This is a genomic window from Pseudomonas sp. GM48 (assembly GCF_000282335.1).
Classification (GTDB): Bacteria; Pseudomonadota; Gammaproteobacteria; order Pseudomonadales; family Pseudomonadaceae; genus Aquipseudomonas.
Window position 1 is genome coordinate 1 of the sequence record NZ_AKJM01000070.1, and the last position, 23,527, is coordinate 23,527.

Consider the following 23,527-nt stretch of genomic DNA (forward strand, 5'->3'; position numbering starts at 1 on the left):
AGCGGGCTTGCTCGCGAAAGGGCCGGCCCATTCACCCCCCATCCAAAACCCGGCACATGTTGAACACTCAAACTGCAACCGGTGGCGACCGGCGACGGTCTAGGCTGTCTTGGATACGCTCAAGACAGCCGGAGGCTCCCATGCAACTCGAAGGTTCCTGCCATTGCGGCGCGGTGTCGTTCAGTTTGACTAGCGCCCACCCCTATCCTTACCAGCGTTGCTACTGCTCGATCTGTCGCAAGACCCAAGGGGGTGGCGGTTATGCGATCAACCTCGGTGGCGATGCCGCCAGCCTGAAGGTGCGCGGGCGCAAGCACATTGCGATCTACCACGCACGGCTCAAGGACGAAGGTGACAAACGCGCCCGCAGCAGCACGGCCGAGCGGCATTTCTGCTCGGTCTGCGGCTCGGGTTTATGGCTGTTCAGCCCGCAGTGGCCGGAATTGATTCACCCGTTTGCCTCGGCCATCGACACGCCGCTGCCGGTGCCGCCGGAGCACACACACCTGATGCTGGGTTCGAAGGCGCCGTGGGTTGAGGTCCAGGCGCAGCCAAGGGATAAACAGTTCGATGTGTACCCCGAAGAGTCCATCGCGCAATGGCATGAACGCCTGGGATTGAGCCGTTAGTTTTTGTGTTGCTGATGGCCCCTTCGCGAGCAAGCCCGCTCCCACAGGGGATTGCATTCCAACTGTGGGAGCGGGCTTGCTCGCGAAGGCGTCCGCAAAAACAACACCGAATAATCAGGCCGCAGCAGGCACACCGCTGTGAAAACGGAATTCCACGTCCGGCGACTCGATCAGTTCCTGCTCGGCGGCGCGGACCTTGTCGATCACCTGGGCGATGTCCTTGGCGTCGCCGTACTGGTAGGCCAGTTTCAGGTAACCCTGGAAATGCCGGGCCTCGCTCTTGAGCAGACCGAAATAGAACTTGCCCAGTTCTTCGTCCAGGTGCGGCACCAGCGCTTCGAAACGCTCGCAACTGCGGGCCTCGATGAACGCCCCCACCACCAACGTATCCACCAGCTTCACCGGTTCGTGACTGCGTACCACTTTGCGCAGCCCCGACGCGTAGCGCCCGGCGGACAGCTGGCGCAGTTCGATCTTGCGGCGTTTCATCAGGCGCATGACCTGTTCGTGGTGCACCAGTTCTTCCCGGGCCAGACGCGACATCATGTTGATCAGATCGACGTGCGAATGATACTTGGCGATCAGGCTCAACGCGGTGCTGGCGGCCTTGAATTCGCAGTTCTTGTGGTCGATCAGCAGGGTTTCCTGATCGGCCAGCGCGGCCTGGATCCAGCCGTCTGGGGTGCGGCAGCCAAGGAACTCGTGAATTTCGGGAAGGATCATGGGGCTCACGGAAAAATAGGTTCAAAACGAAGGGCGCCGATTATACCGGCCTGCCCGCAGACCACCAGTCGCCAACCGTTGATATGCATCAAGTCCCCGAATCGCCGGCAGCAACTATAGTTGTGCAACGCCGTGCTTTTTCAATTTCAGGAGATCCCGCTCATGCAAGCCGTACGCAGCATTCTGGTGGTCATCGACCCCGAACACTCCGAAAGCCTGGCGCTCAAACGGGCCAAACTGATTGCCGGCGTGACCCAGGCGCAGTTGCACCTGCTGGTGTGCGACCCCAAGCATGATCACAGTGGCATGCTGGGTGTGCTCAAGGCCGCATTACTTGCCGACGGCTACACCGTCACCACCGAGCAGGCCTGGAATCATAGCCTTCACGAAACCATCGTCGATGTGCAGCAGGCGGAAGGTTGCGGTCTGGTGATAAAGCAACATTTTCCCGACAGCGCACTGAAAAAGGCTTTGTTGACCCCGGGCGACTGGAAGTTGTTGCGCCACTGCCCGACTCCGGTGCTGCTGGTGAAAACTTCCGATTCGTGGAAGGGCAAGGTGATTCTGGCGGCCATCGATGTCGGCAACTCCGACGGCGAACATCGCCACCTGCACAACACCATCATCGATCATGGCTATGGCATCGCCAACCTGGCCAAGGCCGATTTGCACGTAGTCAGCGCCCATCCTTCACCGATGCTGTCAGCAGCAGACCCGACTTTTCAGCTCAGCGAAACCATCGAAGCGCGCTATCGCGAACAGTGCAAGGCGTTCCAGGCGGAATTCGACATTGACGATAATCACCTGCACATCGAGGAAGGCCCGGCGGACGTGTTGATTCCGTTCATGGCGCACAAACTGCAAGCGGCGGTGACGGTAATCGGCACCGTGGCACGCACCGGGTTGTCAGGGGCGTTGATCGGCAATACCGCGGAAGTGGTGCTCGATTCGGTCGAGAGCGATGTGCTGGTGCTCAAGCCGCAGGAGATCGAGGATCATCTGGAGGAGATTGCCGACAAGCATTGAAGCCTACCGGACATTTGTGGCGAGGGAGCTTGCTCCCGCTGGGTTGCGAAGCGACCCTAAAACCGGACACCGTGGCTTTTCAATCAAACCCCATGAATCGGCTTTACGACGGCTGCGCCGCCGAGCGGGAGCAAGCTCCCTCGCCACAGTTCGGTGGGTCAGCCGCCGAAAGCGTCTTTCAGGAACCCCGGCGCTATGTAGCGCTGGTAATGGGCTTCGGAGAGCAGGAAAAACTCCCGATCAATGGCATCGCGCAGTTCCGGCAGGTTCCAGTCGCGAAACTCCGGCAACAACACCATTCCGTAGGCCTCCAGGTTGTTGATCACCCGCGCGCCCCGGGCGATCAACTGATAGGCCCAGCAATATTCCGACTGATGAGGCACGAAACGGATCTTGCGTTGCTCCAGCTGCATTCTCAGCAATGCCGGATCGAAAATTTCCACCTTGGCGGCCATCACCTGCGACAGCAACTGCTCAAGACGCAGCCATACCGCGCGCTTTTCTTCCTCGTTGTAACCGTTCCAGTGAATCACTTCGTGGTGGAAACGCTTGCAGCCACGGCACACCAGGTCACCGTAAACAGTGGAGCAAAGGCCGACGCAGGGTGTCTTGATGGTCTGATTGGGCATAAGTAGGCAAAACGCGAAAAAGCAAAACAGGTCGGCATGTTAGCCCTTTGTCCGCCATTCATCACCCCTCAAAGTTCAGGGCCTGGGGTGAATCGGGGTTTGGCGACCGCCTCCACCAAAGTCCAATAAACACTGACTTACCTTTAATTTTTTTTTGCCGTAGAATCAGCCTGCCTTTTTAGGCGCCAATGTCCGTTAGAAGCTGTTTTCAAAGCGTCACGAGCACAGTCGTTCCTTCAGAGCGGTGTTGGCGAGGGGTTTTTCCAGCGGGGAAAAGCCCAACGCCAACCCTCATCAGCTCCCGTTCTGCAGGCGTAAAACTTTGAAAGCAGCTTCTGTAAGGAATTGTCGGTAATTCTGGCTAAGTGGCTCACAACGCCATGCAGCGCATGAGTACGGCAATTTCGGGATGAGCGTCCCGGACACCCATTTGGGACCACTGATGAGGGTAATAACTGTGCTTGAAGCCTACCGCAAACATATCGAAGAGCGCGCAGCACTGGGTATCGTTCCCCAGCCGCTAAACGCCGAACAAACTGCAGGCCTGGTCGAGCTGCTGAAAAATCCCCCGGCTGGCGAAGAAGCATTCCTCGTTGACCTGATCACCAATCGCGTTCCGCCAGGCGTGGACGAAGCTGCCTATGTAAAGGCCGGTTTCCTGTCTGCCATCGCCAAAGGCGAAGCCAAATCCCCCCTGATCGACAAGAAGCGCGCTGTTGAACTGCTTGGCACCATGCAGGGCGGCTACAACATCGTGACACTGGTCAACCTGCTGGACGACGCCGAACTGGCTCCAGTAGCTGCCGAAGAACTCAAGCACACCCTGCTGATGTTCGATGCCTTCCACGACGTCGCTGAAAAAGCCAAGAACGGTAATGTTCACGCCAAAGGCGTGCTGCAATCCTGGGCTGACGGCGAGTGGTTCGTGAAGCGCCCGACCCTGGCCGACAAGATCAGCCTGCGCGTGTTCAAGGTCACCGGCGAAACCAACACCGACGACCTGTCCCCTGCTCCTGATGCCTGGTCCCGTCCAGACATCCCGCTGCACGCCCTGGCCATGCTGAAAATGGCTCGCGACGGCATCGTGCCTGACGCACAAGGCGTCACCGGTCCGATGAAGCAGATCGAAGAAATGCGCAACGCCGGCTTCCCGATCGCCTACGTCGGCGACGTGGTCGGTACCGGTTCTTCGCGTAAATCGGCGACCAACTCCGTACTGTGGTTCTTTGGCGACGACGTTCCTTTTGTACCGAACAAGCGTGCCGGCGGTTTCTGCTTCGGCAGCAAGATCGCTCCGATCTTCTACAACACCATGGAAGATGCTGGCGCACTGCCAATCGAATTCGACGTTTCCAACATGCACATGGGCGACGTGATCGACCTGTACCCGCATGCTGGCAAAGTCTGCAAGCACGGCACCGACGAAGTCCTGACCACCTTCGAAATGAAGACCCCGGTCCTGTTGGACGAAGTTCGTGCCGGCGGCCGTATCCCGCTGATCATCGGCCGTGGCCTGACCGAGAAGGCTCGCGCCGAGCTGGGTCTGGCACCTTCGACCCTGTTCAAGAAGCCTGAAGCACCGGCTGAAAGCACCAAGGGCTTCACCCTGGCGCAGAAAATGGTCGGCAAGGCTTGCGGCGTGACCGGCGTTCGTCCAGGCACCTACTGCGAACCGAAGATGACCACCGTGGGTTCCCAGGACACCACCGGTCCAATGACCCGTGACGAACTGAAAGACCTGGCGTGCCTGGGCTTCTCGACCGATCTGGTGATGCAGTCCTTCTGCCACACCGCGGCTTACCCCAAGCCGATCGACGTGACCACCCACCACACCCTGCCTGACTTCATCATGACTCGCGGCGGCGTTTCCCTGCGTCCGGGCGACGGCATCATCCACTCGTGGCTGAACCGCATGCTGCTGCCAGACACCGTCGGTACCGGTGGTGACTCCCACACCCGTTTCCCGATCGGCATCTCGTTCCCGGCCGGTTCCGGTCTGGTTGCGTTCGCCGCAGCCACTGGCGTCATGCCGCTGGACATGCCTGAGTCGATCCTGGTTCGCTTCAAAGGCGAACTGCAGCCAGGCGTCACCCTGCGTGACCTGGTTCACGCCATTCCTTACTACGCGATCCAGGCTGGCCTGTTGACCGTAGAGAAGAAAGGCAAGAAGAACGCCTTCTCCGGTCGCATCCTGGAGATCGAAGGTCTGCCTAAACTGACCGTCGAGCAAGCGTTCGAACTGTCTGACGCCTCGGCTGAACGTTCGGCTGCCGGTTGCACCATCCAGCTGTCCAAAGAGTCGATTGCCGAATACCTGCAGTCCAACATCACCCTGCTGCGCTGGATGATCGGCGAAGGCTACGGCGATGCACGTACTCTGGAACGTCGCGCTCAAGCGATGGAAGCCTGGCTGGCCAACCCTGAGCTGCTGGAAGCGGACAAGGACGCCGAATACGCCGAAGTCATCGAGATCGACCTGGCCGACATCAAGGAGCCTGTGCTCTGCGCGCCGAACGACCCGGACGACGCTCGCCTGCTCTCCAGCGTTGCTGGCGAGAAGATCGACGAAGTGTTCATCGGTTCGTGCATGACCAACATCGGTCACTTCCGCGCTGCCGGCAAGTTGCTGGAGCAGGTCAAGGGTCAGCTGCCAACCCGTCTGTGGCTGTCGCCGCCGACCAAGATGGACGCTCACCAGCTGACCGAAGAAGGCTACTACGGCATCTACGGCAAGGCCGGTGCGCGCATGGAAATGCCAGGCTGCTCGCTGTGCATGGGTAACCAGGCACGTGTAGAGCCGAACTCGACTGTTGTGTCGACTTCGACCCGTAACTTCCCGAACCGTCTGGGTGACGGCGCGAACGTCTACCTGGCTTCGGCTGAGCTGGCATCCGTGGCTTCCATCCTGGGTCGCCTGCCGACCGTCGAGGAGTACATGGAATACGCTGGCAAGATCGACAGCATGGCGGCAGATGTTTACCGCTACCTGTCCTTCGACCAGATCGCCGAGTTCCGTGAAGCTGCTGCGAACGCCAACATCCCGGTCGTTCAAGCCTAACGTTACAAAGCAATGAAGAACGCCGCCCATCGTGAGATGGGCGGCGTTTTTTTATGCATCCAGTTCAAACACCAAAAATCTTGTGGGAGCGGGCTTGCTCGCGAAAGCGGTGTGTCAGTCCATACAAACACCGACTGACACTCCCTCTTCGCGAGCAAGCCCGCTCCCACAGGTTATGCGTTCGACTTCAGGGCTTGTTGCACTGCGCCATCAACACTTAGCCCGCTCAGGACCACCCCGTTAGCCGTCACCTCCGGCAATGCTGCCAATGCCGTTTGTGCGTCATCCTTGAGACGCGCCAGAATCAGGCACTGGCCTTCCTGATGCACCCGCACAAAAAACTCCTGCAACGCCTCGATGCTGGTGCCATCCAGATCGGGCGATTCCTCAAGACTGAGAATCACCGTATGAATCGGCGTTTGCGAATGCCGGATCAGACGCAAGGCGCCGCCAAGAATCCGCTCGACGTTGGCAAAGAACAACGCTTCACCCGGTCGCACAATCAATACGCCTGGCACTGTTTTCGCCGCAGGATGGTGTTGCAGGTCGACAAAATCGTGACCGCCATCAATGCGCCCCAGAATCTGGATATCCGCCGCCGACATCTGTTTGAGCATCAGCAACACACTGATCGCCACCGCCACCAGCAAGCCGTCCAGCACTCCCAACACCAGCACCGCGCCCACGGCGCAGATCACCAGCAAACGGTCTCGGCGCCAGATGAAATACCGTCCCAACGGTTGCAGGCTCAAGCCGCGCCATAGGGCATGGATAACGATGGCAGCGAGGATCGGCTCCGGGGTCAGGGCGATATACGGCAGCACCGTCAGGACAATGAGCAACACCACCAGCGCCGCCACGACTCCGGCCAGACGTGAAGTGGCACCGGCAGCCTCATTGGCCGACGTCGCCGAATACCCCGCGCCCGCCGGCATGCCGTGGAACAGACCGGACAGCAGATTGGAAGCACCCAGCGCCAGCAGGTCTCGGTTCGAGGCAACCCGGTCACCGTGTTTGAGCGCATAAGAACTGATCGAGCCGTAGGACTCCGCATACAGAATCATCACCATGGCGAACGCCAGCTCACCCAAACGCAGCCAGTCGGCAAACGCCAGTACCGGCAGCTTCGGCACCTCCAGGCTCAGGTCGATCAAGCCGATCAGCCTCACGCCATAGTCCGGCAGGTGCAGCCACCGCCCCGCCGCAATGCCGATCACCACCACCAGCAAACCGCCCGGCAGGCGCCGAAAACGCGCAAACAGCCATAACAAGGCCAATGCCACGGCGCCGACACCCGCTGCCACCCAGTTCCATTGCGGCAACTGTTCAAGCAACTGCGGCAGAAACCGCACCAGATTGACTTCGGTCAAATGCACGCCAACCACGCTGGCTACTTGCTTCAAAATGATGGTCAGCGCCAGGCCAAAGGCAAAACCACGCAGCACCGGTTTGGCGATGAACGATGTCACGCTGCCGAGCTTGAACAACCCGGCCAGCAGGAAAAACGCCCCGGTCATCAGTACCAGGCCGATGGCCAGCGTCGAGCGCAATTGCGGATCGCCATTGGCCAGGGTCGCGGTGGCAGCGGCCAGCACGGCGGCTGACGATGAAGTGGCCGAGACAATGGCAAAACGGCTGGTACCGAACAGGCCGTAACACAGCAATCCGGCGAACAAGGCGATCACCCCGGCCTGGGGCGCCAGTGCGGCGATGCTTGAATAGGCGACCGCTTCAGGTAGCAGCAGACCGGCAATCGACAAACCTGCCAGCAGGTCCTGCCAGCGGTTGGGTCGCTCAACGGGGTTTGCGTTGGGGGCGCTCGACAATCCGGTGTCTCCAGGCGAAAAAAAGCCGCTGCACGTATCACGTGCAGCGGCCACTGTAGCTGTCAATCCGGCACTGCGCGAGCAGGCCGGTCGATCACGCGGTCAAGGAGTAGATCAACGCGGTAATCGCCACCAGGCCCACCGCCGTCACGAAGACATTGGACGCCTGACCGCGATAGCGCGCCATCGCCGGCACCTTGCGGATGGCGTACATCGGCATCAGGAACAGGATCGCCGCGATCACCGGGCCACCGAGGGTTTCAATCATGCCCAGGATGCTCGGGTTCAGCGTGGCGACGATCCAGCACACCACCAGCATGAACGCGGCAGTCAAGCGGTCCAGGGTCTTGGCGGACGGACGCTTGCCGCTTTTGACTATCAGGCCCTTGAGACCTTCGCTGGCCCCGATGTAGTGCCCCAGGAACGACTTGGAAATGGCCACGAAGGCAATCAACGGCGCCGCGAAGGCGATGGTCGGATTGCTGAAATGGTTAGCCAGATACGACAGGATCGACAGGTTCTGCGCCTTGGCTTCAGCCAGTTGCGCTGGCGACAGGGTCAGCACGCAACTGAAGACGAAGAACAGCACCATCACCACCATCAGCAGGTGGGCACGGGACAGGATCTGCGAGCTGCGCTCCTCGGCGTGCTCCCCGTAGCGACGCTTCTGGTCCACGGCGAACGCCGAGATGATCGGCGAGTGGTTGAACGAGAACACCATCACCGGAATCGCCAGCCACATCGTGTGCAGCAATGCCGATGGTGCCGGCACGCTGCTGGCGGTGGTCAGGATGCCACCGTTCCAGTGCGGAACCAGGTACACCGCCAGAAACAGCAGCGCGACGATGAACGGATAGACCATCAGGCTCATGGCCTTGACGATCAATTGCTCACCGCAACGCACCACCGCCAGCAGGCCAAGGATCAGCACCAGCGACAGCACGGCGCGCGGTGGCGGCGTGATGTGCAGTTGATGCTCAAGGAAACTGCCCACGGTGTTGGTCAGGGCCACGCTGTAGATCAGCAGGATAGGGAAAATGGCGAAGAAGTACAGCAAGGTGATCAGCGCACCGGCCTTGATGCCGAAATGCTCTTCCACCACTTCGGTGATGTCGGCGCCTTCGCGACCGGACAGCACGAAACGGGTCAGCCCGCGGTGTGCATAGAACGTCATCGGAAACGCCAGCAACGCCAGGATCAGCAGCGGCCAGAAACCGCCGAGGCCTGCGTTGATCGGCAAAAACAGGGTTCCCGCACCAATCGCCGTGCCAAACAGGCCCAGCATCCAGGTGGTGTCTTGACGATTCCAGTTCGAGAGCGTCGCTGGTGTCGCTTCTACATAGCGTTTGTTGACGCTATTGGCCTGATCATTCATCCGGTGGGATCTCCACATTCCGGTCACTTGCCACCCGGCCAGGACGCGTCGGAATACCCGACAGGCGGCGCCTTGGCCGAAACAGGGGCGCGATTCTGGAGGATTAATGAGCAGAAGCAAAGACTTAGGTGAGGAACGGTGGTACCAGATTGACGAGAGACTCCCTGTGGGAGCGGGCTTGCTCGCGAAAGCGGTGTGTCAGACACAACAATGCTGAATGTGCCGCCGTCTTCGCGAGCAAGCCCGCTCCCACAGGGATTTGTGCGGTTTTCAGATCCTGTGCTTCATCGCAAGATGGCGTTTGCCACTTGATAAAGGTCTAGCGTCATGTATTTTTAACCGACCTGCATTCCTTCTGGAGTCTTCCCATGCCATTGGTTCGCGTCGACATCAAAAAACATCAGGACCCCACCCACGCCAAACGCATCGGCCAACTGATCTACGCCGCCATGCACAGCACCATCGGCGTGCCGCAGAACGATAATTTCCAGATACTCGCCGAACACGATGAGCAGCATTTCATCTTTGACCCCGGTTACCTGGACATCAGCCGCACGGACCAACTGGTGGTGATCCAGATCACCATGAGCGAAGGACGAACCGTCGAGCAAAAAAAACTCCTCTACAAAACCATTGCCGAAAGCCTTCATGCAGAACTCGCGGTGCGCCTGGAGGATGTTTTCATCAATCTGGTGGAAGTCAAAAAAGAGAACTGGTCGTTCGGCAACGGGATTGCCCAGTACGCCCTCTGATGTTCAACCTGTAGACCTGAGAGTGCCCCATGCCCCGAGTTTCCCGCAAACAAGCCGACCTCAATCGCGAGACCATCGTCGATGCCGCCACGCGACTGTTTCGTGAACGCGGCCTGCACGGGATCAGTGTTGTCGATGTGATGGCCGCCGCGGGACTGACCCACGGCGGTTTCTACGGGCACTTCGAATCCAGGGAAGCCCTGGCGCAAGAGGCCAGTGGCCGGGCTTTCGAGCAGGCCGCGCAACGCTGGCAGGCGCGGGTGGCCGACCATGACAGCAAGGACGCCGCCCACCACGCCGTGGTCGAACTGTATCTGTCCAGCGAAAGCCGGGACAATCCGGGCGACAGCTGCCCGGTGGTGGCCTTTGCCGGGGACATGTGCCACGAAGCCGCCGAGAGCGGTTTGCGGCAAACGTATTTGCAGGGCCTGAACAACCTGCTCGATTCTCTGGGTACGCTGCTGGACACAGAGGACGAAGCCAGCAAACGCCAACAGGCGCTGGTGCAGTACTCGATGATGTTCGGTGCGCTGATGCTGTCCCGGGCCACCCGCGGCGATCCGTTGTCGGATGAGTTTCTCGAAGCCGCCCGGGCAGCACTCTCAGCGTCGAAATAAAAGGTTCTTCACGCATTCCCGGGAAACTGTAGGAGCCAGCTTGCTGGCGATGGACTCAAGTGCGCCGCGTTTATCCGGTTCACACGCGTTATCGTTAACGACCATCGCTGGCAAGCCAGCTCCTACACTGAGCGCAGCCCCGCAGGAAATACCGCAGGCTGCGATCGCAGGAGGTTGCCAAACTATCCTGAAATCAGCAGTCTCAAGTGACGTTCGAGCCGATCTTTCGTTGCCCACAGGGAGCCAAGCATGCCTGTAACTGTTCTGGTACTGGTTGAAACCATCAATGATTACCTGCCCATCCTCGAACATCAGGGCTTTCACCTGATTCTGGCCCCGACACCCGCCGAGCGCGCCGAAGCCATCGCCGGGCATGCCGGGCAGATCGACGCCGTCCTCACCCGTGGCCCATTGGGGCTGTATGCCAATGAAATCGCCGCGCTGCCCAACCTCAAGATCATCTGCGTGATCGGCGCCGGTTACGAACACGTCGATCTGCAAGCCGCTGCCGACCGCGGCATCACCGTCACCAATGGCGCCGGAGTCAACGCCTCGTCCGTCGCCGACCATGCCATGGCGCTGCTGTTGTCGCTGGTGCGCGACATACCCCGCTGTGATGCTGCCGTACGGCGCGGCGAGTGGCCGAAAATCATGCGCCCTTCCCTCGCCGGCAAACGCCTGGGCATTCTCGGTCTCGGTGCGGTCGGCATGGCCATCGCCAAACGCGCCGCCAATGGCTTCGACATGACGGTGAGTTACCACAACCGCCAGCATCGCAGCGATGTGCCCTACACCTTCTGTTCCACCCCCACTGAACTGGCCCGTGCTTCGGACTTTTTGATCATCGCGACCCCGGGGGGGCTCGAGACCAGACGCCTGATCAACAAAGCGGTCCTTGATGCCCTGGGGCCCAACGGCTTCATTGTCAACATCGCCCGCGCCAGCGTGATCGCCACCGCCGACCTGATCAGTGCCCTTGAACAACGACGTATCGCCGGTGCCGCACTGGACGTGTTCGATGCCGAACCGCAAGTGCCGCAAGCGCTCAAGTCATTGGTCAATGTGATCCTGACACCCCATGTGGCAGGGCTGTCCCCGGAAGCCACACAAGGAACCGTTGAACTGGCCGGGAAAAACCTCGCCGCGTTCTTTTCCAATCAACCGGTGTTGACGCCCGTCGTCTTGCCCATGCCGATCACGCCGTACTCGGTCACCGATTAAAGGACGCCCAACAGCGTCCAGAGACGACGGGATTCGGTATCCGCCGAGATCAGTTCGCCCAACAGTTCGCTCAGCGGTTTGTTGCCCCACTCCACCCCCCGGCGAATTAAATATGGGACGGGGCTGTGGGGTTCGGTGCGTGCCAGGTACTCGGCAATCAACAGCAATTGTCGATAGGCCTCGTCGCGACTCGCCGGCTCGCGAAACACCTGAGAAGTGGATGGCGTTGGCGCCAGCTCGGCCGATCCTGACGCCGTCAGGGGTAGCGGCTCGACCGGCGCCCCGATCAACGGTTGTGGCTGCATGGCGATGAACTCCTGAACCAGTGTCAATAACGCTTCGATCACACCCTGCAAGCCCTTGAAGCCCGGTGCCTGGGCGCCGAGGTACGCATCACTCCAGGCTTCCAGCCGTTGCAGATGCTGCAGGCTCGCCAGCAGGCTGTCCTGGCGGCGTAGCCAGTGGGCCAGAGGCGTGGCGCGGATCAGCTCGGTGAGTTTTTTCTGTTCGCCGCGCGCTGTTTCCGCCGCTGTTTTTGCCGCTTTGCTGTCATTGACCAATACCTGTTTGAGCTGTAATCGCCGCCACGCGTCCAGACAGTAACCGTCGAATTCACCGTGACGCGGATCGAGCAACGGCACCCGCGTCAGCAACACTTCGCTGTAGCGCCGCGCCAGCCATTCCAGGGGAATGACCCGCCATGACTGGTCACCGTCTTCGGCCTGAGGATGAAACTGCTCGGGGTAGCACTCGCATAAGCCCGCAACCAGTGCGAGGCTGCCCGGCAACCCGTCCAGGCCGTCCTGATGCAACCAGGCCTCACCGAGCCAGGCGCACACCATCAAATCCTTGCTGCGCTCGAGCAGCAACGTGGTGGTCAGCTTTTCCAGCTCGGGCCATTGCGCCCGCTTGATCGACGACTGCCAGACCCCCGTTGGCAGGCTGGTGTCGTCCTCCCGGCGCAGTTCACGCGCCTGGTCGAACTCACGCTCGTAACGCAAATCCACACCGCAGGGTGCCTGTTCGCTGATCGGTTCGAGCAGTCGGGCAATCCGCTCCGGCAACAGTGGTGAAGTCAGGTTCACAGGCCCTCCTCCTGAGTCATGACCGTTGCAGACGCAGTCGCCCTGGATTGCATGAACGGTGAACGCGGGGCCCGGGTGGGCAGCGGTGGAATGGACAGTGGCAATTTCGAGCCCTGGCTCATTAACGACAGGCGCACAAACATCAGCGTCTGCCCGGCCGTGCTGGCCTGGGCAGTCACCGGCAGGCGTAATGTCAGCGGGAAATCGGTGAAGTCCATGTTCGGCTGGCGCTGCATCGACTGGTGCGAACGGATCAAGCGCAGCAGCGACCACGGGCCACCGTACTCCCAACCGGCTTCGAAATCACGCACCATCAGGTTGGGCTGCGACGGATCATTGGCCGGGCGTTGCGAGCCGTTTCTGGCCCAACGCAAGGTCAGCCGGACCGGTTGGCCGACCATCCAGCGCAGGTTCGGTTGTGGTTCGCCGGGGTAACTGATTTGTTGATTGCCGGCATTCAAACCCCAGGCAATCACTTGATCGGCACCACGCTCCTCCTCGCGATCGGTGCGCCAGCGCACGTCCATTTCAACGCCGAGGATGCCACTCTTGTCCCGTACAAACAGCGGACCAAGCCACGTGCTGGCCAGCTTCAAACGGTTGAGGAAATCCTCGGCGGCCAGACGCTCCGGCGTCTGGCTGAGTTGCAACCCGGCCTGCGCCACGGGCAGTCGTTTGTCGATCAAATCGAGGAAGTGCTGAACCCGGGCCGGGTCGGCGTCGGTGGCCTGCACGCCACTGGCAAACGGGAAGCGCTCAGCCAGGTATTGATTGAAATAGTTGGCCAGGTCGTTCCATGCCGCCGCGGCTTGTTGCTGCTGCAAGAACTGACAGCGTTGCATCGCGCTCTGTTGCAGATCCACGGCACGCAACGCCAATGTCCCGCGCCCGCCGGACAAACTGGCTGTCTGCAAAATCTGGCCGCAGGACGTGGCGTCCATCTCAATGAAATCGCGGCTTACCAACTGCTCGATCTGGGCCGGCGAACTGGCAGGGTTCTGCTCCTTGTACTTGAGCAGTTCATCGTTGAGCGCGCTGAATTGCATGACACGCTCGTAATCCAGCGCCGAGAGATTCTGTTGCTGGGTCTTCAACCACTCCAGCGCCGAGGTGCGTCGTTCGGTGATACTGAGCATGGTGTTGAATTGCTGCTTGAGGCTCAGCTTCAAATCCTGCACATCAATGGCGCCGTACAGTTGCAGACCGAGGTTTTTCGAGCCGTCCCACTGACTGATCTCACTGCGTCCGCCGAACAACGGCTGCTCGGTAATCTCATTCAGACCGCTGACCACCTGGGCCATGGCGCGGCGGTTCAGCGCGTTTTGCACACGCATGGCCAAATCGCTGCGATGCACCTCGACGAAGGCTTTTTGCAAAGCCACGGCCTGCGGCGCCAGCACGTTGAATACACCGTCGGCCTGGGGTTGGTCATTCTGATCCTTGAGACTCAACCACATGGCCTTGGCCGCAGCCCCCTCTGCCGCCTGAAGCACCGCATCGCGATACGCCGGTGGAATGCGTGGCAGCTCTTCGGCGGCATAACTCTTGTAGCTGGCAAAATAGTTCAGCGCCGTGCTGAGATCATCGCCATCGACGTTCTGCCCCTGAACGGCATCAGCAGCCTGATCTGCGCGCAAGGCGATGGCCACGAAATCGCGTTTGAACAGGGCCTGCACCGCATTGTTCAACTGGTTGACGTGCACTTGCAAAGTCAGTTGCCCGCTGCCTTGCTGAACCAGCAAGTTACCCCGCGCCCCCGCCTGGGCGATCCACTGATCACGAAAGCTTTGCTGCAATGTGGATGCTTGCTGATCCAGCTGTTGCTCGACCTGCGGGCCAAGCAGACTGCTCTGGCGCACCTTGTCCATCATCTCGCGATAACCTGGCACCAGGTCCTGGCCCTTGCCGCGACTCCAGGCCGAATTGGTCAGCCCGATCAGCGCTTGCAGGTCGTCGATCAATGCGTGCAAGTCTTCGAGATCAGCCAGAGAATTGCCGCTGCCAGCCTCCAGCCGCTCAAGATGTAGCTTGAGATAACCGGCCTGACGAACGAAGTTGTCGGCTAGAAAGTACTGGTCAAGCCAACGCTCCATGAGCCCGGAAAAATTCTCCTCGATGACCGCACGCTCCATGGCCAGATCCAGCGGTTTCAAGTCACCGCCATTGGCATCGAGCAACACCCGGTTGTAAAAACCCGCACGGTGCAACGTACCGACATTGAGGTTCAGGGACAGAGCGTTATTGCTCAGCAACGCCAGATCTTCGAGCGGTGCCTTGGGGTTGTTCAGCGCTTGATTGAACCATTGATTCTGTTGCTCAAGACGTACCGCGCGCTCCACCAGGTCCTTGGCCTTGACATAATTTTGCCATTGGGCCGGATCTTCGCTTTCAACGTTGCCCCGTCGCTCGGTGTTGCGAATGGCCTTGAGTTGCACCAGTTCCGCCTTCAACAAGTCATGCAGCGGTTCCAGCATATGGCTCTGGGCAGTCAAGCGCAGTTGATCCTCCAGTTGCCTGTCCAGCGACGAGAACCAGGAGGTGGGAAACACCACCGAGGTGAAGCTCCAGCGCGGTGCCTTTTCCAGGACCCGCCAGAACCCCTGAACGTTGCGCCGGGTCGACTCCAGCCGATGCGACTCATCAGTGACTGCAACGTAATTCTTCTGTGCGCCTTGCAGCAGACGCGACAGCTCATGAGCATCCTTGACCGAGTCCTGCCAGACCCAGAGCATGCTGGCGGCCCAGATCACGCCGACCACCAGGGCCACCACAGCGGTCAGTCGCTGCCAACGCTGACGCAGGCGCAGCAAGCGTGGCACCACTTGAGCCAGACCACGCTCGGCAACCACCCGGCGCTGCCACAATTGTCGGGTAAACGCACTCTGTTGCAGCCCGTTGTCATAGGCCGAGAACCCGTCGGCAGCGTCTTGCGAAGGTTGGTTGGCGGTGAAGTACACCCCACGAAAACGTGGCGCCTCGCCTTGGGCATTCCCCTGAAATACCGGTTCGAGCACGGTTTGCAGGTGGCGTCTCAAGGCCTCGAACTGTTCCGGCAACCCAAACAGCTCGCCCTTGAGATGGCCGGACAACGCACCGATTTCAATGATCGATTCCGCCAAGGCCCGATTCACCTGGTCCAGCGCCTGATCACTCCATTGCGCCTGCCAGACCGCCTCGGGACCAAACGGTGAAGACCAGCCCAATGTGCGTTCGCGGGCTTCGACGGGGAGCGCCGAGATCAGTTCCTGAAAACCCGGCAGCTCTTCCATGCCGGTAATCACCACGTATACCGGCAGGCTCAGGCCAAACCGCTGCAACAAATCGATGAAGCGCCGGCGCGCCGCCAGACCGAGGTTCGCGGCCTGCTCGACATCGCCCAGGCGGCTGGCCGGCACGGTCCAGATCACCCCGTCCAATGGCCGTTTGCTACGCAAGCGCAGGATCAATCCCAACAAGCGCCACCAGCCGCCGCGTTGAAGACTCATGCCTTCATCAGGCAAAAACAACGCTTGTGGCACCACCAGCACCGCGCCTTCTGGGTCCGACCACCAACGCCCGAACCAGGCCGGTTTATCCGTCGGTTGCAAACGCCATTGGCTGCATAATTGAGTGCCCTGGGTTTCGTCGCCGAGCATCAGTAACCATGGAATCTGGTAACGATCCTGAGCGCCCTGCTCCTGTTCCATATGGCGGACCGCGTTATAAAAACTGCGGATCGCCGCCCCGCTCTGGGTGCGTAACCACCATACCGCCACCGCAATGACCGCCAGCACCACCAACACGACGATGATCAGCCCTACGACCCCCAGCGTGCTCATGCGTCTTGCTCCGAGGTGGCAACCGAGTCGGTCATCTGCAACACCGGGTCGAGTTCCTGGCGAATGTCACGCCAGAAGAACTGCCCCAGCCCGGTCAGAATCATGACCATGGCGAGTATGAGCAAGCCAAGACGAAAGCCGTCCGGCAACGACTGCAGCACCGGCAACTGCACCGCAGGCACCGCCGAAGGCTGCTCGAGCCGGGCGCTGACATCGGCATACTCCGCGTCGTGCTGCCAGGCAAACGTGAACAGCGCCAGGCGCAACTTTTCGTGCTGGGCCTGACTCTGCTCGCCGCGCAGCTGTCCTTCAAATCCCAACACCAGGCATTGCAAATAGACATTGGCCAGGTCGCGGGTGGTGGGAATCTGCTCGTCCAGCAACGTCTTGATCGCCGTTGGCAGTTTTTCACCGGCCTGACGGCTGGCGTACATCCGCGACTCCAGCGGTTTTTCTTGCCAGGCGGACTGGCCCGGCCACGGCGTGAACAGCAGCGTTTCATCGATCAATGCGACAAAGGCATAGACCAGTGCCTTGACCTGATCGGTCGCCGCTTCGCCAACCCGGGCGAAAGCGGTGCGCCACAGACGCTGGGAAATTTGCGTCGACAGCTCGACCACCGCCTCCACCAGCGCATCGTCGTCGCTGTCCTTGGGCAACCGATTCCATTCCTCGGACCATTGCAACCAGGCCTCGCGAAATGCGCTGCTCAACGGTGCTTCGCGCAAGGCCCGTGTACCCGCCCCGACATGCCCCTCAAACATACGACGCCCCTTCCTTGATCAGGCACCATCACTGGCCTGGGCCACAAACAACACCACTTGCCATGGGCTGCTCGCCGGCTTGGCGGCCGGCGCGACAATCAGCAACGGCAATTGCCCGTCGAACCATTGACCATCGGCCGTCACCACAAACAACCGCGTGTCGTCGCCGACGCTGTAGGCCACTTGCTCGTTACGGCTCATCGCCTGATGGGGTAAACCGCTCATGCGCTGGCGACTGAGCAACGGAACATGCGGCGCCGAGGCGATGATCGCGCCGCTCAGCCATTCGCTGGCAGCCTGTTCGCTGCTGCCGTTGGGCATGCGCAAACCAATGACCAGACGCTGGCTCGGATGATCGTCGGGCAGTTGAATCGAAAAGCTCTGTTCGCTGCGTTCAAACGGCAAGCTGCGATAACCGGCGCGGATCAAATCGAGGGTACTTTCGAGCCAGTCAAGGACCGGCTCATAGCCGCGCTGCAGCTCCAGGAAGTCCAGTGGGGCGAACGGTGGAACCCCGGCCAAAGGGTCCAGCGCGGACCAGGCGCCGGCCAGCCCGAGCAACAAACCGTACAATGCTTGCGGGGTGGCCAATCGGTTGTTCAGCGTACCCTCGACCTCCGGCAGACGCGCCCAAAGCGCCGTCAGTTGTCGACGGATTTCCAGCGCATCGTCTTGATTGCCGGCCTGTTGCGCCTGGCGCAGGCGACCGGCCAGGAACATGCATTTCTCCCGCGCTCTGGCACACAGCCCGGCCACCCGGCGACCCAATACCGATTCGGGCAGCAGGCACGGCGTGGGCGGTGTGTAGGGCAACGAAAGGAAACCACCCCCCTCCTTGCGGATTTTCAGCAGGGGCAAACAAATGGAATCGGCCTTGTTCAGTTGCGTGCACAACCGCGGATTCGGACGCCACACCGTGATCGCCTCGGGGGACTCACCGCTGGTCAAATCCGGCAGTGCATCGCCGGTCACCGATTGCAGGCGTCCCTTGAGCGGCAGCAATTGACCGGCACGCCATAACGGGCTGACGGCCAGGTACACCGTGACTGTGGCGTTTTCCGAAGCGTTGACCGCTTCGCCGACATCGAGCTCCAGCGCCGGCCCGACACCCACTTGCAGATTGATTGGCAAACCGTCCGGCAGCGTCGCTTGCAGATTGAGCAACCGTACCAGCCCGGCACTCAATGCACCGGGGTCGAACTCGACCCGGCTCACGCCCCAGTACCATGGATTGCAGGCCTGGGCAAAATGCGCCACTAACGCCTCGGCCCGCAGCCCTTGCAACTGAAAATGCTGGGGCAGCAATTGCATGCCCTCGTGCCAGCAAACCGCGTCAGGTAACAAGCTCATACGACTCCCTTCGACGTCTAAGTCGCCGCACAAACCAGCGGCCTGGCGATGTGTTTACTGCGGGGTATTACTGACCAGCGTCATCTCGCGACTGTCGAACTTGAGCCAGGCATCGCTCTGGTCATCCAGCCGTAACCGGTGTGCTCCGGGAGTGTTATAGCTGGCGAAGACCAAAAGTCCAGTTGCACGCTTGCCCCCCAGCGGGAAGGGCTGTTTGCCGATGAACTGGCCCGGCACCAGTTCCAGGCCCCAAACCGTCATCAGTTGCCGGTAGTCACGCTGGTATTGATCGCGCTCGGCGAACCACTGCCGCGCCGTGATGCCCGATAACTGCTTGAGCAGATCCGGATCATTCACGGCGATAAAATCCACGGCAATCGGAGTGTCGTCGTTGGCCTTCGGGGCGACGTCCAGGGTCAGGTTGTCAAGGTCCACCCGTGGCCCGAAAAACGAGCACCCGGCGAGGGTCAGGAACAAGGCGAAAGCAAAAAAACGCGTAACCAAAATGAATTGTCCTTTTCTTGGGTCGGTCCAAAATTGTTTTACGCTTGCATTTTTATAGACCTGTTCTAGCGTCTTGGATAGTTCGGCCCCCCATGCCGAATGTGGAAGGTTTGTCAAAGGAACGACAGGTCCATCTGCCACCCTTTCTAACCTACGGTCCAGCAAGGGAAAGCGATGAGCGGGCCTCCCGATGCATTGCGCCCGCTCATGCATCGGAGTCAGCCAACATGGCAGAAAGTACTCAGCACAAGCTCGACAGGGTCCGCCCACCCCGGGTGCAAATCACCTACGACGTCGAAATCGGCAACGCCATCGAGAAAAAAGAATTGCCGCTGGTCGTCGGCATTCTGGCCGACCTTTCCGGCAAGCCGCTCGAGCCGCTTGCCAAGCTCAATGAACGACGCTTCACCGAGATCGACCGCGACAACTTCAACGAAGTGCTCGCCTCGATTGCCCCCCGCGCCACCTTGCAGGTCACCAATACCCTCAGTGGCGACGACAGCAAGCTCAACATCGAACTCAACTTCAAACACATCGACGACTTCGACCCGGTGAAGGTCGTTGAACAAGTGACCCCGCTGCGGCGCCTGTTCGAAGCGCGTCAGCGTCTGCGCGACCTGCTGACCAAGCTCGACGGTAACGATGACCTGGACAAACTGCTGCGCGACGTCATCGCCAACACCGAAGGCCTGCAAGAGATCAAGTCTGCCCGTCCGGACACCGCCGCCCCCGCAGGCGATAGCGAAGCACCGGCCGAACCGCAAGCCTGATCACTCATTCACTTAGGGAGATGTCGCCATGCCCGCTTCAGCCAGCGCCAACACCAGTGAAAGCACTACACAAAGCCTGACCCTGCTTGACCGCATCATCGCCGAAGGCCGCATGGCCCATGACGATAGCCAGCAGGACTATGCCCGCGACATGCTCGCGGAGTTCGCCACCCAGGTCCTCGACGAAGGCATGGCCATCGACAAGGACACCGTGGCGATGATCAACGACCGCATCAGCCAGATCGATCAATTGATCAGCGCGCAACTCAACGAGGTGTTGCACCACCCCGAGTTACAGAAACTCGAAGCCTCCTGGCGTGGCTTGCACCTGTTGGTGCAAAACACTGAAACCAGTTCCCGATTGAAATTGCGCCTGCTCAATGTCACCCAGAAAGAGCTGCAGAACGATCTGGAAAAAGCCGTCGAGTTCGACCAGAGCGCGCTGTTCAAAAAGATCTATGAAGAGGAATACGGCACCTTCGGTGGTCACCCGTTCAGCCTGCTCGTTGGCGACTACACCTTCGGCCGACACCCGCAGGACATCGGCCTGCTGGAAAAACTGTCGAACGTCGCCGCCGCCGCCCACGCTCCATTCATTGCCGCCGCCAGCCCTCGGTTGTTCGATATGAACAGCTTCACCGAACTGGCCGTGCCGCGTGACTTGTCAAAAGTGTTCGAGAGCCAGGAACTGATCAAGTGGCGCTCCTTCCGCGAAAGCGAAGACTCGCGCTACGTATCGCTGGTACTGCCGCATTTCCTCCTGCGTTTGCCTTACGGCCCGGACACCTCGCCGGTGGAAGGCATCAATTACGTCGAGGACGTCAACGGCAGCGACCACGGCAAATACCTGTGGGGCAACGCCGCCTGGGCCTTGTCGCAACGCATCACCGAAGCCTTCGCCAAATACGGTTGGTGCGCGGCGATTCGCGGGGCCGAAGGCGGTGGCGCGGTCGAAGGCTTGCCGGCCCACACCTTCCGAACCACCTCTGGAGATTTGTCGCTCAAGTGCCCGACCGAAGTGGCCATCACCGACCGCCGGGAAAAAGAGCTCAACGACCTGGGATTCATCGCCCTGTGCCACAAGAAAAACAGCGACGTGGCAGTGTTCTTCGGCGGCCAGACCACCAACAAGTCCAAGCTCTACAACACCAACGAGGCCAACGCCAACGCGCGGATTTCGGCGATGTTGCCGTACGTGCTCGCGGCCTCGCGTTTCGCGCATTACCTGAAGGTGATCATGCGTGACAAGGTCGGCAGTTTCATGACCCGCGACAATGTGCAGACCTACCTCAACAACTGGATCGCCGACTACGTGCTGATCAACGACAACGCGCCGCAAGAGATCAAGGCGCAGTACCCGTTGCGTGAAGCCCGGGTCGATGTGACGGAAGTCGCAGGGAAACCGGGCGCCTACAAGGCCACGGTATTTCTGCGGCCACACTTCCAGCTTGAAGAGCTGACCGCCTCGATCCGCCTGGTGGCCACCCTGCCGCCACCGGTCGCCGCCTGAAGTCGGTGAAACCTCTGTGGCGAGGGGGTTTGCCCCTCACCACAGGTTAAGGGTTCGACAACAGTTCAGGTGTCTAAATTGAATTTCTTCAGGAGCTTGTGCGATGGACGCAATTATTCTCGACCTCGGCGGCGACATCAAAGGCGACAGTCTGCTCGAGGGCTACAAGGACAAGATCGAAGTCATGTCCTACAGCCACAACGTGGCCATGCAGGTGACCAACGACGTCAGCAATTCGGAGCGGACCTCCGGCAAGCCGCACATTGGCGAGTTCACGCTGACCAAATTCGTCGACAGCTCCACTCCTTCCCTCAATGAATACTGCTGTGCCGGCAAGCCGATCCCGGAAGCCAAAGTCACCATCGGCCGCAACGCCGCTGAAGGCAGTGGTCAACTGATGCCGTTCATCATCTACACCCTGACCAACGTGGTGCTGTCCAATGTCAGCGTCAGCGGCGGTACAGGTGGCAAGCCAGTGGAAACTGTGTCGCTGAACTTCACCAAAATCAAATGGGAGCTGACCGCGCAGAAAGACGACGGCACCAAGGAAGGCACGGCCGCCTCGACCTGGGACATGGCCGCCAACAAGCTCGTCAAGTAACCGGGCGCGTCGGCCATGGCAGGCACCCGCCTTCTCCCGCCGCTGTTCGAGCGACTGGCCGCAAGCGAGGTCGACACGCTGCACGTGTTCGACCTCCAGGACCTGCTCGACTCGGTCCGCACGGAGTTGCTGCGCCTGTTCAACACCCGACGCGGCCCACACCCGCTCACCTCCCCGCCGAGCATTCTCGACTACGGCATCGCTGACTGGACCGCCTTGCAACAGCAGCGTAGCGATGACCGTCGTCAGTTGGCGCGGGAAGTGCGCGAGGCCATCAACCATTTCGAACCGCGCCTGAAACTGGGCGAGGTTCACGTCAATCCAGTCCCCGACCATCCGCAGCAACTGAGCATCCGCCTGCTCGGCGAGCTGCGCAGCGGCCAGCAGCATTGGCCCGTGGCATTTGTCATCGAGAAGGCAAGCGATGGCCTTGAGGTGCGTCATGAGCGACTCGATTGACCCGCAACTGCTCGATTACTACCAGCAGGAACTGACCTGGCTGCGCCATGCCGGCGGCATCTTCGCCGAGCGCTACCCCAAGGTTGCCAGGCGGCTGGAGTTGTCACCCGATGAATGCCCCGACCCACACGTCGAACGGCTGCTTGAGGGATTCGCACTGCTGGCAGCCCGCCTGCAACGCCGGCTCGATGACGACTACGCTGAATTCAGCGATGCCCTGCTGGAACAACTCTATCCATTGGCGATGCGCCCGCTGCCGTCCTGCGCGATTGTGCAGTTCCAGCCGGACCCGAGCAAAGGCAATCTCGATGGCGGCTACCCATTGCCTCGCGACACGCCGTTATTCGTCACCACCGGCAAAGGCGAAAGCATTCACTTTCGCACCAGTGCACCCGTGCGTCTGTGGCCGGTGGAAATCACCGAAGCGTTGCTGCTGGGCAGCGATGAAGCCCAGGCCCTGACCGGCGTTGTTCAGGCGCGGTCGGCATTGAGACTGGGCCTGCGCTGTCTCGGTGACAGCCAGTGGTCAACGCTGGGTATCGAACAGTTGCGCATCCACCTGAGTGCGTCCCCGGTGGTCAACGCCTGCCTCTACGATCTGCTGGGCGCCCACGCCGTGAAAGTCCTGGCCGGCCCCGTCGGCAGCGCGCCGAAAGCCCTGGCGGGGTTGCCGCAAGTCGTCGGTTTTGCCAGCGATGAGGGTTTGCTGCCGGACGAAGATGGGGTGCACCCGGGTCGGCGCCTGCTCGCCGAGTATTTTGCCTTCGCGGACAAATTCAACTTCTTCGACCTGCCACTGGCGGGGGCCCC

20 protein-coding genes are annotated in these 23,527 nt (G+C 60.4%); 11 read left to right on the forward strand and 9 right to left on the reverse strand.

Annotated features, from left to right (window positions below; genetic code table 11):
* Positions 1–140 precede the first annotated feature (140 nt).
* Positions 141–629 carry a GFA family protein gene (locus PMI28_RS15940; protein ID WP_007986372.1) on the forward strand — a complete coding sequence of 163 codons (489 nt, stop codon included), beginning with the start codon at positions 141–143 and terminating at the stop codon, positions 627–629.
* Between the two features lie 114 nt (positions 630–743).
* Here PMI28_RS15940 and PMI28_RS15935 read toward each other — a convergent pair whose 3' ends face one another.
* Entirely contained in the window at positions 744–1,352 is a 609-nt protein-coding gene (locus PMI28_RS15935) for a tRNA-(ms[2]io[6]A)-hydroxylase (protein WP_007986374.1), read from the reverse strand.
* A gap of 162 nt (positions 1,353–1,514) precedes the next feature.
* On the opposite strand from PMI28_RS15935, the gene PMI28_RS15930 reads away from it, so the two are divergent.
* Positions 1,515–2,378, forward strand: coding sequence for a universal stress protein (locus PMI28_RS15930; RefSeq protein ID WP_007986377.1), 864 nt, complete (start codon positions 1,515–1,517; stop codon positions 2,376–2,378).
* Positions 2,379–2,536: 158 nt separating this feature from the next.
* Here the strand turns inward: PMI28_RS15930 and PMI28_RS15925 are convergent, their stop codons facing one another.
* Positions 2,537–3,007 (reverse strand): DUF1289 domain-containing protein, encoded by a 471-nt coding sequence (locus PMI28_RS15925; protein WP_007937731.1) that lies wholly within the window; start codon positions 3,005–3,007, stop codon positions 2,537–2,539.
* Positions 3,008–3,464: 457 nt separating this feature from the next.
* Between PMI28_RS15925 and acnB the strand changes: the two genes are divergently transcribed.
* Positions 3,465–6,065 (forward strand): bifunctional aconitate hydratase 2/2-methylisocitrate dehydratase, encoded by a 2,601-nt coding sequence (gene acnB, locus PMI28_RS15920; protein WP_033063291.1) that lies wholly within the window; start codon positions 3,465–3,467, stop codon positions 6,063–6,065.
* Positions 6,066–6,238: 173 nt separating this feature from the next.
* On the opposite strand, the gene PMI28_RS15915 is transcribed toward acnB, so the two are convergent.
* Together PMI28_RS15915 and PMI28_RS15910 are read right to left on the reverse strand one after the other, a co-directional pair.
* Entirely contained in the window at positions 6,239–7,891 is a 1,653-nt protein-coding gene (locus PMI28_RS15915) for a SulP family inorganic anion transporter (RefSeq protein ID WP_007986381.1), read from the reverse strand.
* 94 nt (positions 7,892–7,985) lie between these two features.
* Complete coding sequence (locus PMI28_RS15910) at positions 7,986–9,266, reverse strand: serine/threonine transporter (protein WP_007986383.1); 1,281 nt, start codon at positions 9,264–9,266, stop codon at positions 7,986–7,988.
* A gap of 368 nt (positions 9,267–9,634) precedes the next feature.
* On the opposite strand from PMI28_RS15910, the gene PMI28_RS15905 reads away from it, so the two are divergent.
* The 3 genes from PMI28_RS15905 (at position 9,635) to PMI28_RS15895 (ending at position 11,856) form a co-directional block, all read left to right on the forward strand.
* Positions 9,635–10,018, forward strand: a complete 384-nt coding sequence (locus tag PMI28_RS15905; RefSeq protein WP_007986385.1) for a tautomerase family protein — start codon at positions 9,635–9,637, stop codon at positions 10,016–10,018.
* A 29-nt stretch (positions 10,019–10,047) separates the two neighbouring features.
* The gene (locus PMI28_RS15900; protein WP_007986388.1) at positions 10,048–10,635 is read left to right on the forward strand and encodes a TetR/AcrR family transcriptional regulator; all 588 of its coding nucleotides are present in this window, start codon (positions 10,048–10,050) and stop codon (positions 10,633–10,635) included.
* Positions 10,636–10,884: 249 nt separating this feature from the next.
* Complete coding sequence (locus PMI28_RS15895; RefSeq protein WP_007986389.1) at positions 10,885–11,856, forward strand: 2-hydroxyacid dehydrogenase; 972 nt, start codon at positions 10,885–10,887, stop codon at positions 11,854–11,856.
* Here the strand turns inward: PMI28_RS15895 and tssA are convergent.
* The 5 genes from tssA to PMI28_RS15870 are packed head-to-tail and all read right to left on the reverse strand — an operon-like array spanning position 11,853 to position 19,377.
* On the reverse strand, positions 11,853–12,941 hold the full coding sequence (gene tssA / locus PMI28_RS15890; protein ID WP_007986391.1) for a type VI secretion system protein TssA: 1,089 nt from the start codon (positions 12,939–12,941) through the stop codon (positions 11,853–11,855). The genes PMI28_RS15895 and tssA overlap by 4 nt on opposite strands.
* The gene (locus PMI28_RS15885; protein WP_007986393.1) at positions 12,938–16,759 is read right to left on the reverse strand and encodes a type VI secretion system protein; all 3,822 of its coding nucleotides are present in this window, start codon (positions 16,757–16,759) and stop codon (positions 12,938–12,940) included. Before PMI28_RS15885 ends, tssA begins: the two co-directional genes overlap by 4 nt.
* Complete coding sequence (locus tag PMI28_RS15880; RefSeq protein WP_007986395.1) at positions 16,756–17,523, reverse strand: DotU family type IV/VI secretion system protein; 768 nt, start codon at positions 17,521–17,523, stop codon at positions 16,756–16,758. Before PMI28_RS15880 ends, PMI28_RS15885 begins: the two co-directional genes overlap by 4 nt.
* 18 nt (positions 17,524–17,541) lie before the next feature.
* Positions 17,542–18,873, reverse strand: a complete 1,332-nt coding sequence (tssK, locus tag PMI28_RS15875; protein ID WP_007986397.1) for a type VI secretion system baseplate subunit TssK — start codon at positions 18,871–18,873, stop codon at positions 17,542–17,544.
* 54 nt (positions 18,874–18,927) lie between these two features.
* Positions 18,928–19,377: a hypothetical protein gene (locus tag PMI28_RS15870; protein ID WP_007986399.1), complete on the reverse strand. Its 450-nt coding sequence runs from the start codon at positions 19,375–19,377 to the stop codon at positions 18,928–18,930.
* Between the two features lie 227 nt (positions 19,378–19,604).
* Here PMI28_RS15870 and tssB point away from each other — a divergent pair, with 227 nt between their 5' ends.
* The 5 genes from tssB to tssF form a co-directional block, all read left to right on the forward strand.
* Complete coding sequence (gene tssB, locus PMI28_RS15865; RefSeq protein WP_007986401.1) at positions 19,605–20,147, forward strand: type VI secretion system contractile sheath small subunit; 543 nt, start codon at positions 19,605–19,607, stop codon at positions 20,145–20,147.
* A gap of 28 nt (positions 20,148–20,175) precedes the next feature.
* A complete protein-coding gene (gene tssC / locus PMI28_RS15860; protein WP_007986403.1) occupies positions 20,176–21,657 on the forward strand; it encodes a type VI secretion system contractile sheath large subunit in 1,482 nt (493 codons plus the stop codon).
* Positions 21,658–21,760: 103 nt separating this feature from the next.
* Complete coding sequence (locus PMI28_RS15855) at positions 21,761–22,258, forward strand: Hcp family type VI secretion system effector (protein WP_007986405.1); 498 nt, start codon at positions 21,761–21,763, stop codon at positions 22,256–22,258.
* A gap of 15 nt (positions 22,259–22,273) precedes the next feature.
* Positions 22,274–22,717 (forward strand): type VI secretion system baseplate subunit TssE, encoded by a 444-nt coding sequence (gene tssE, locus PMI28_RS15850; protein ID WP_007986407.1) that lies wholly within the window; start codon positions 22,274–22,276, stop codon positions 22,715–22,717.
* Positions 22,701–23,527, forward strand: an 827-nt coding sequence (tssF, locus tag PMI28_RS15845; protein ID WP_007986409.1) for a type VI secretion system baseplate subunit TssF, incomplete at its 3' end; no start/stop codon positions are given. The genes tssE and tssF, both read left to right, overlap by 17 nt.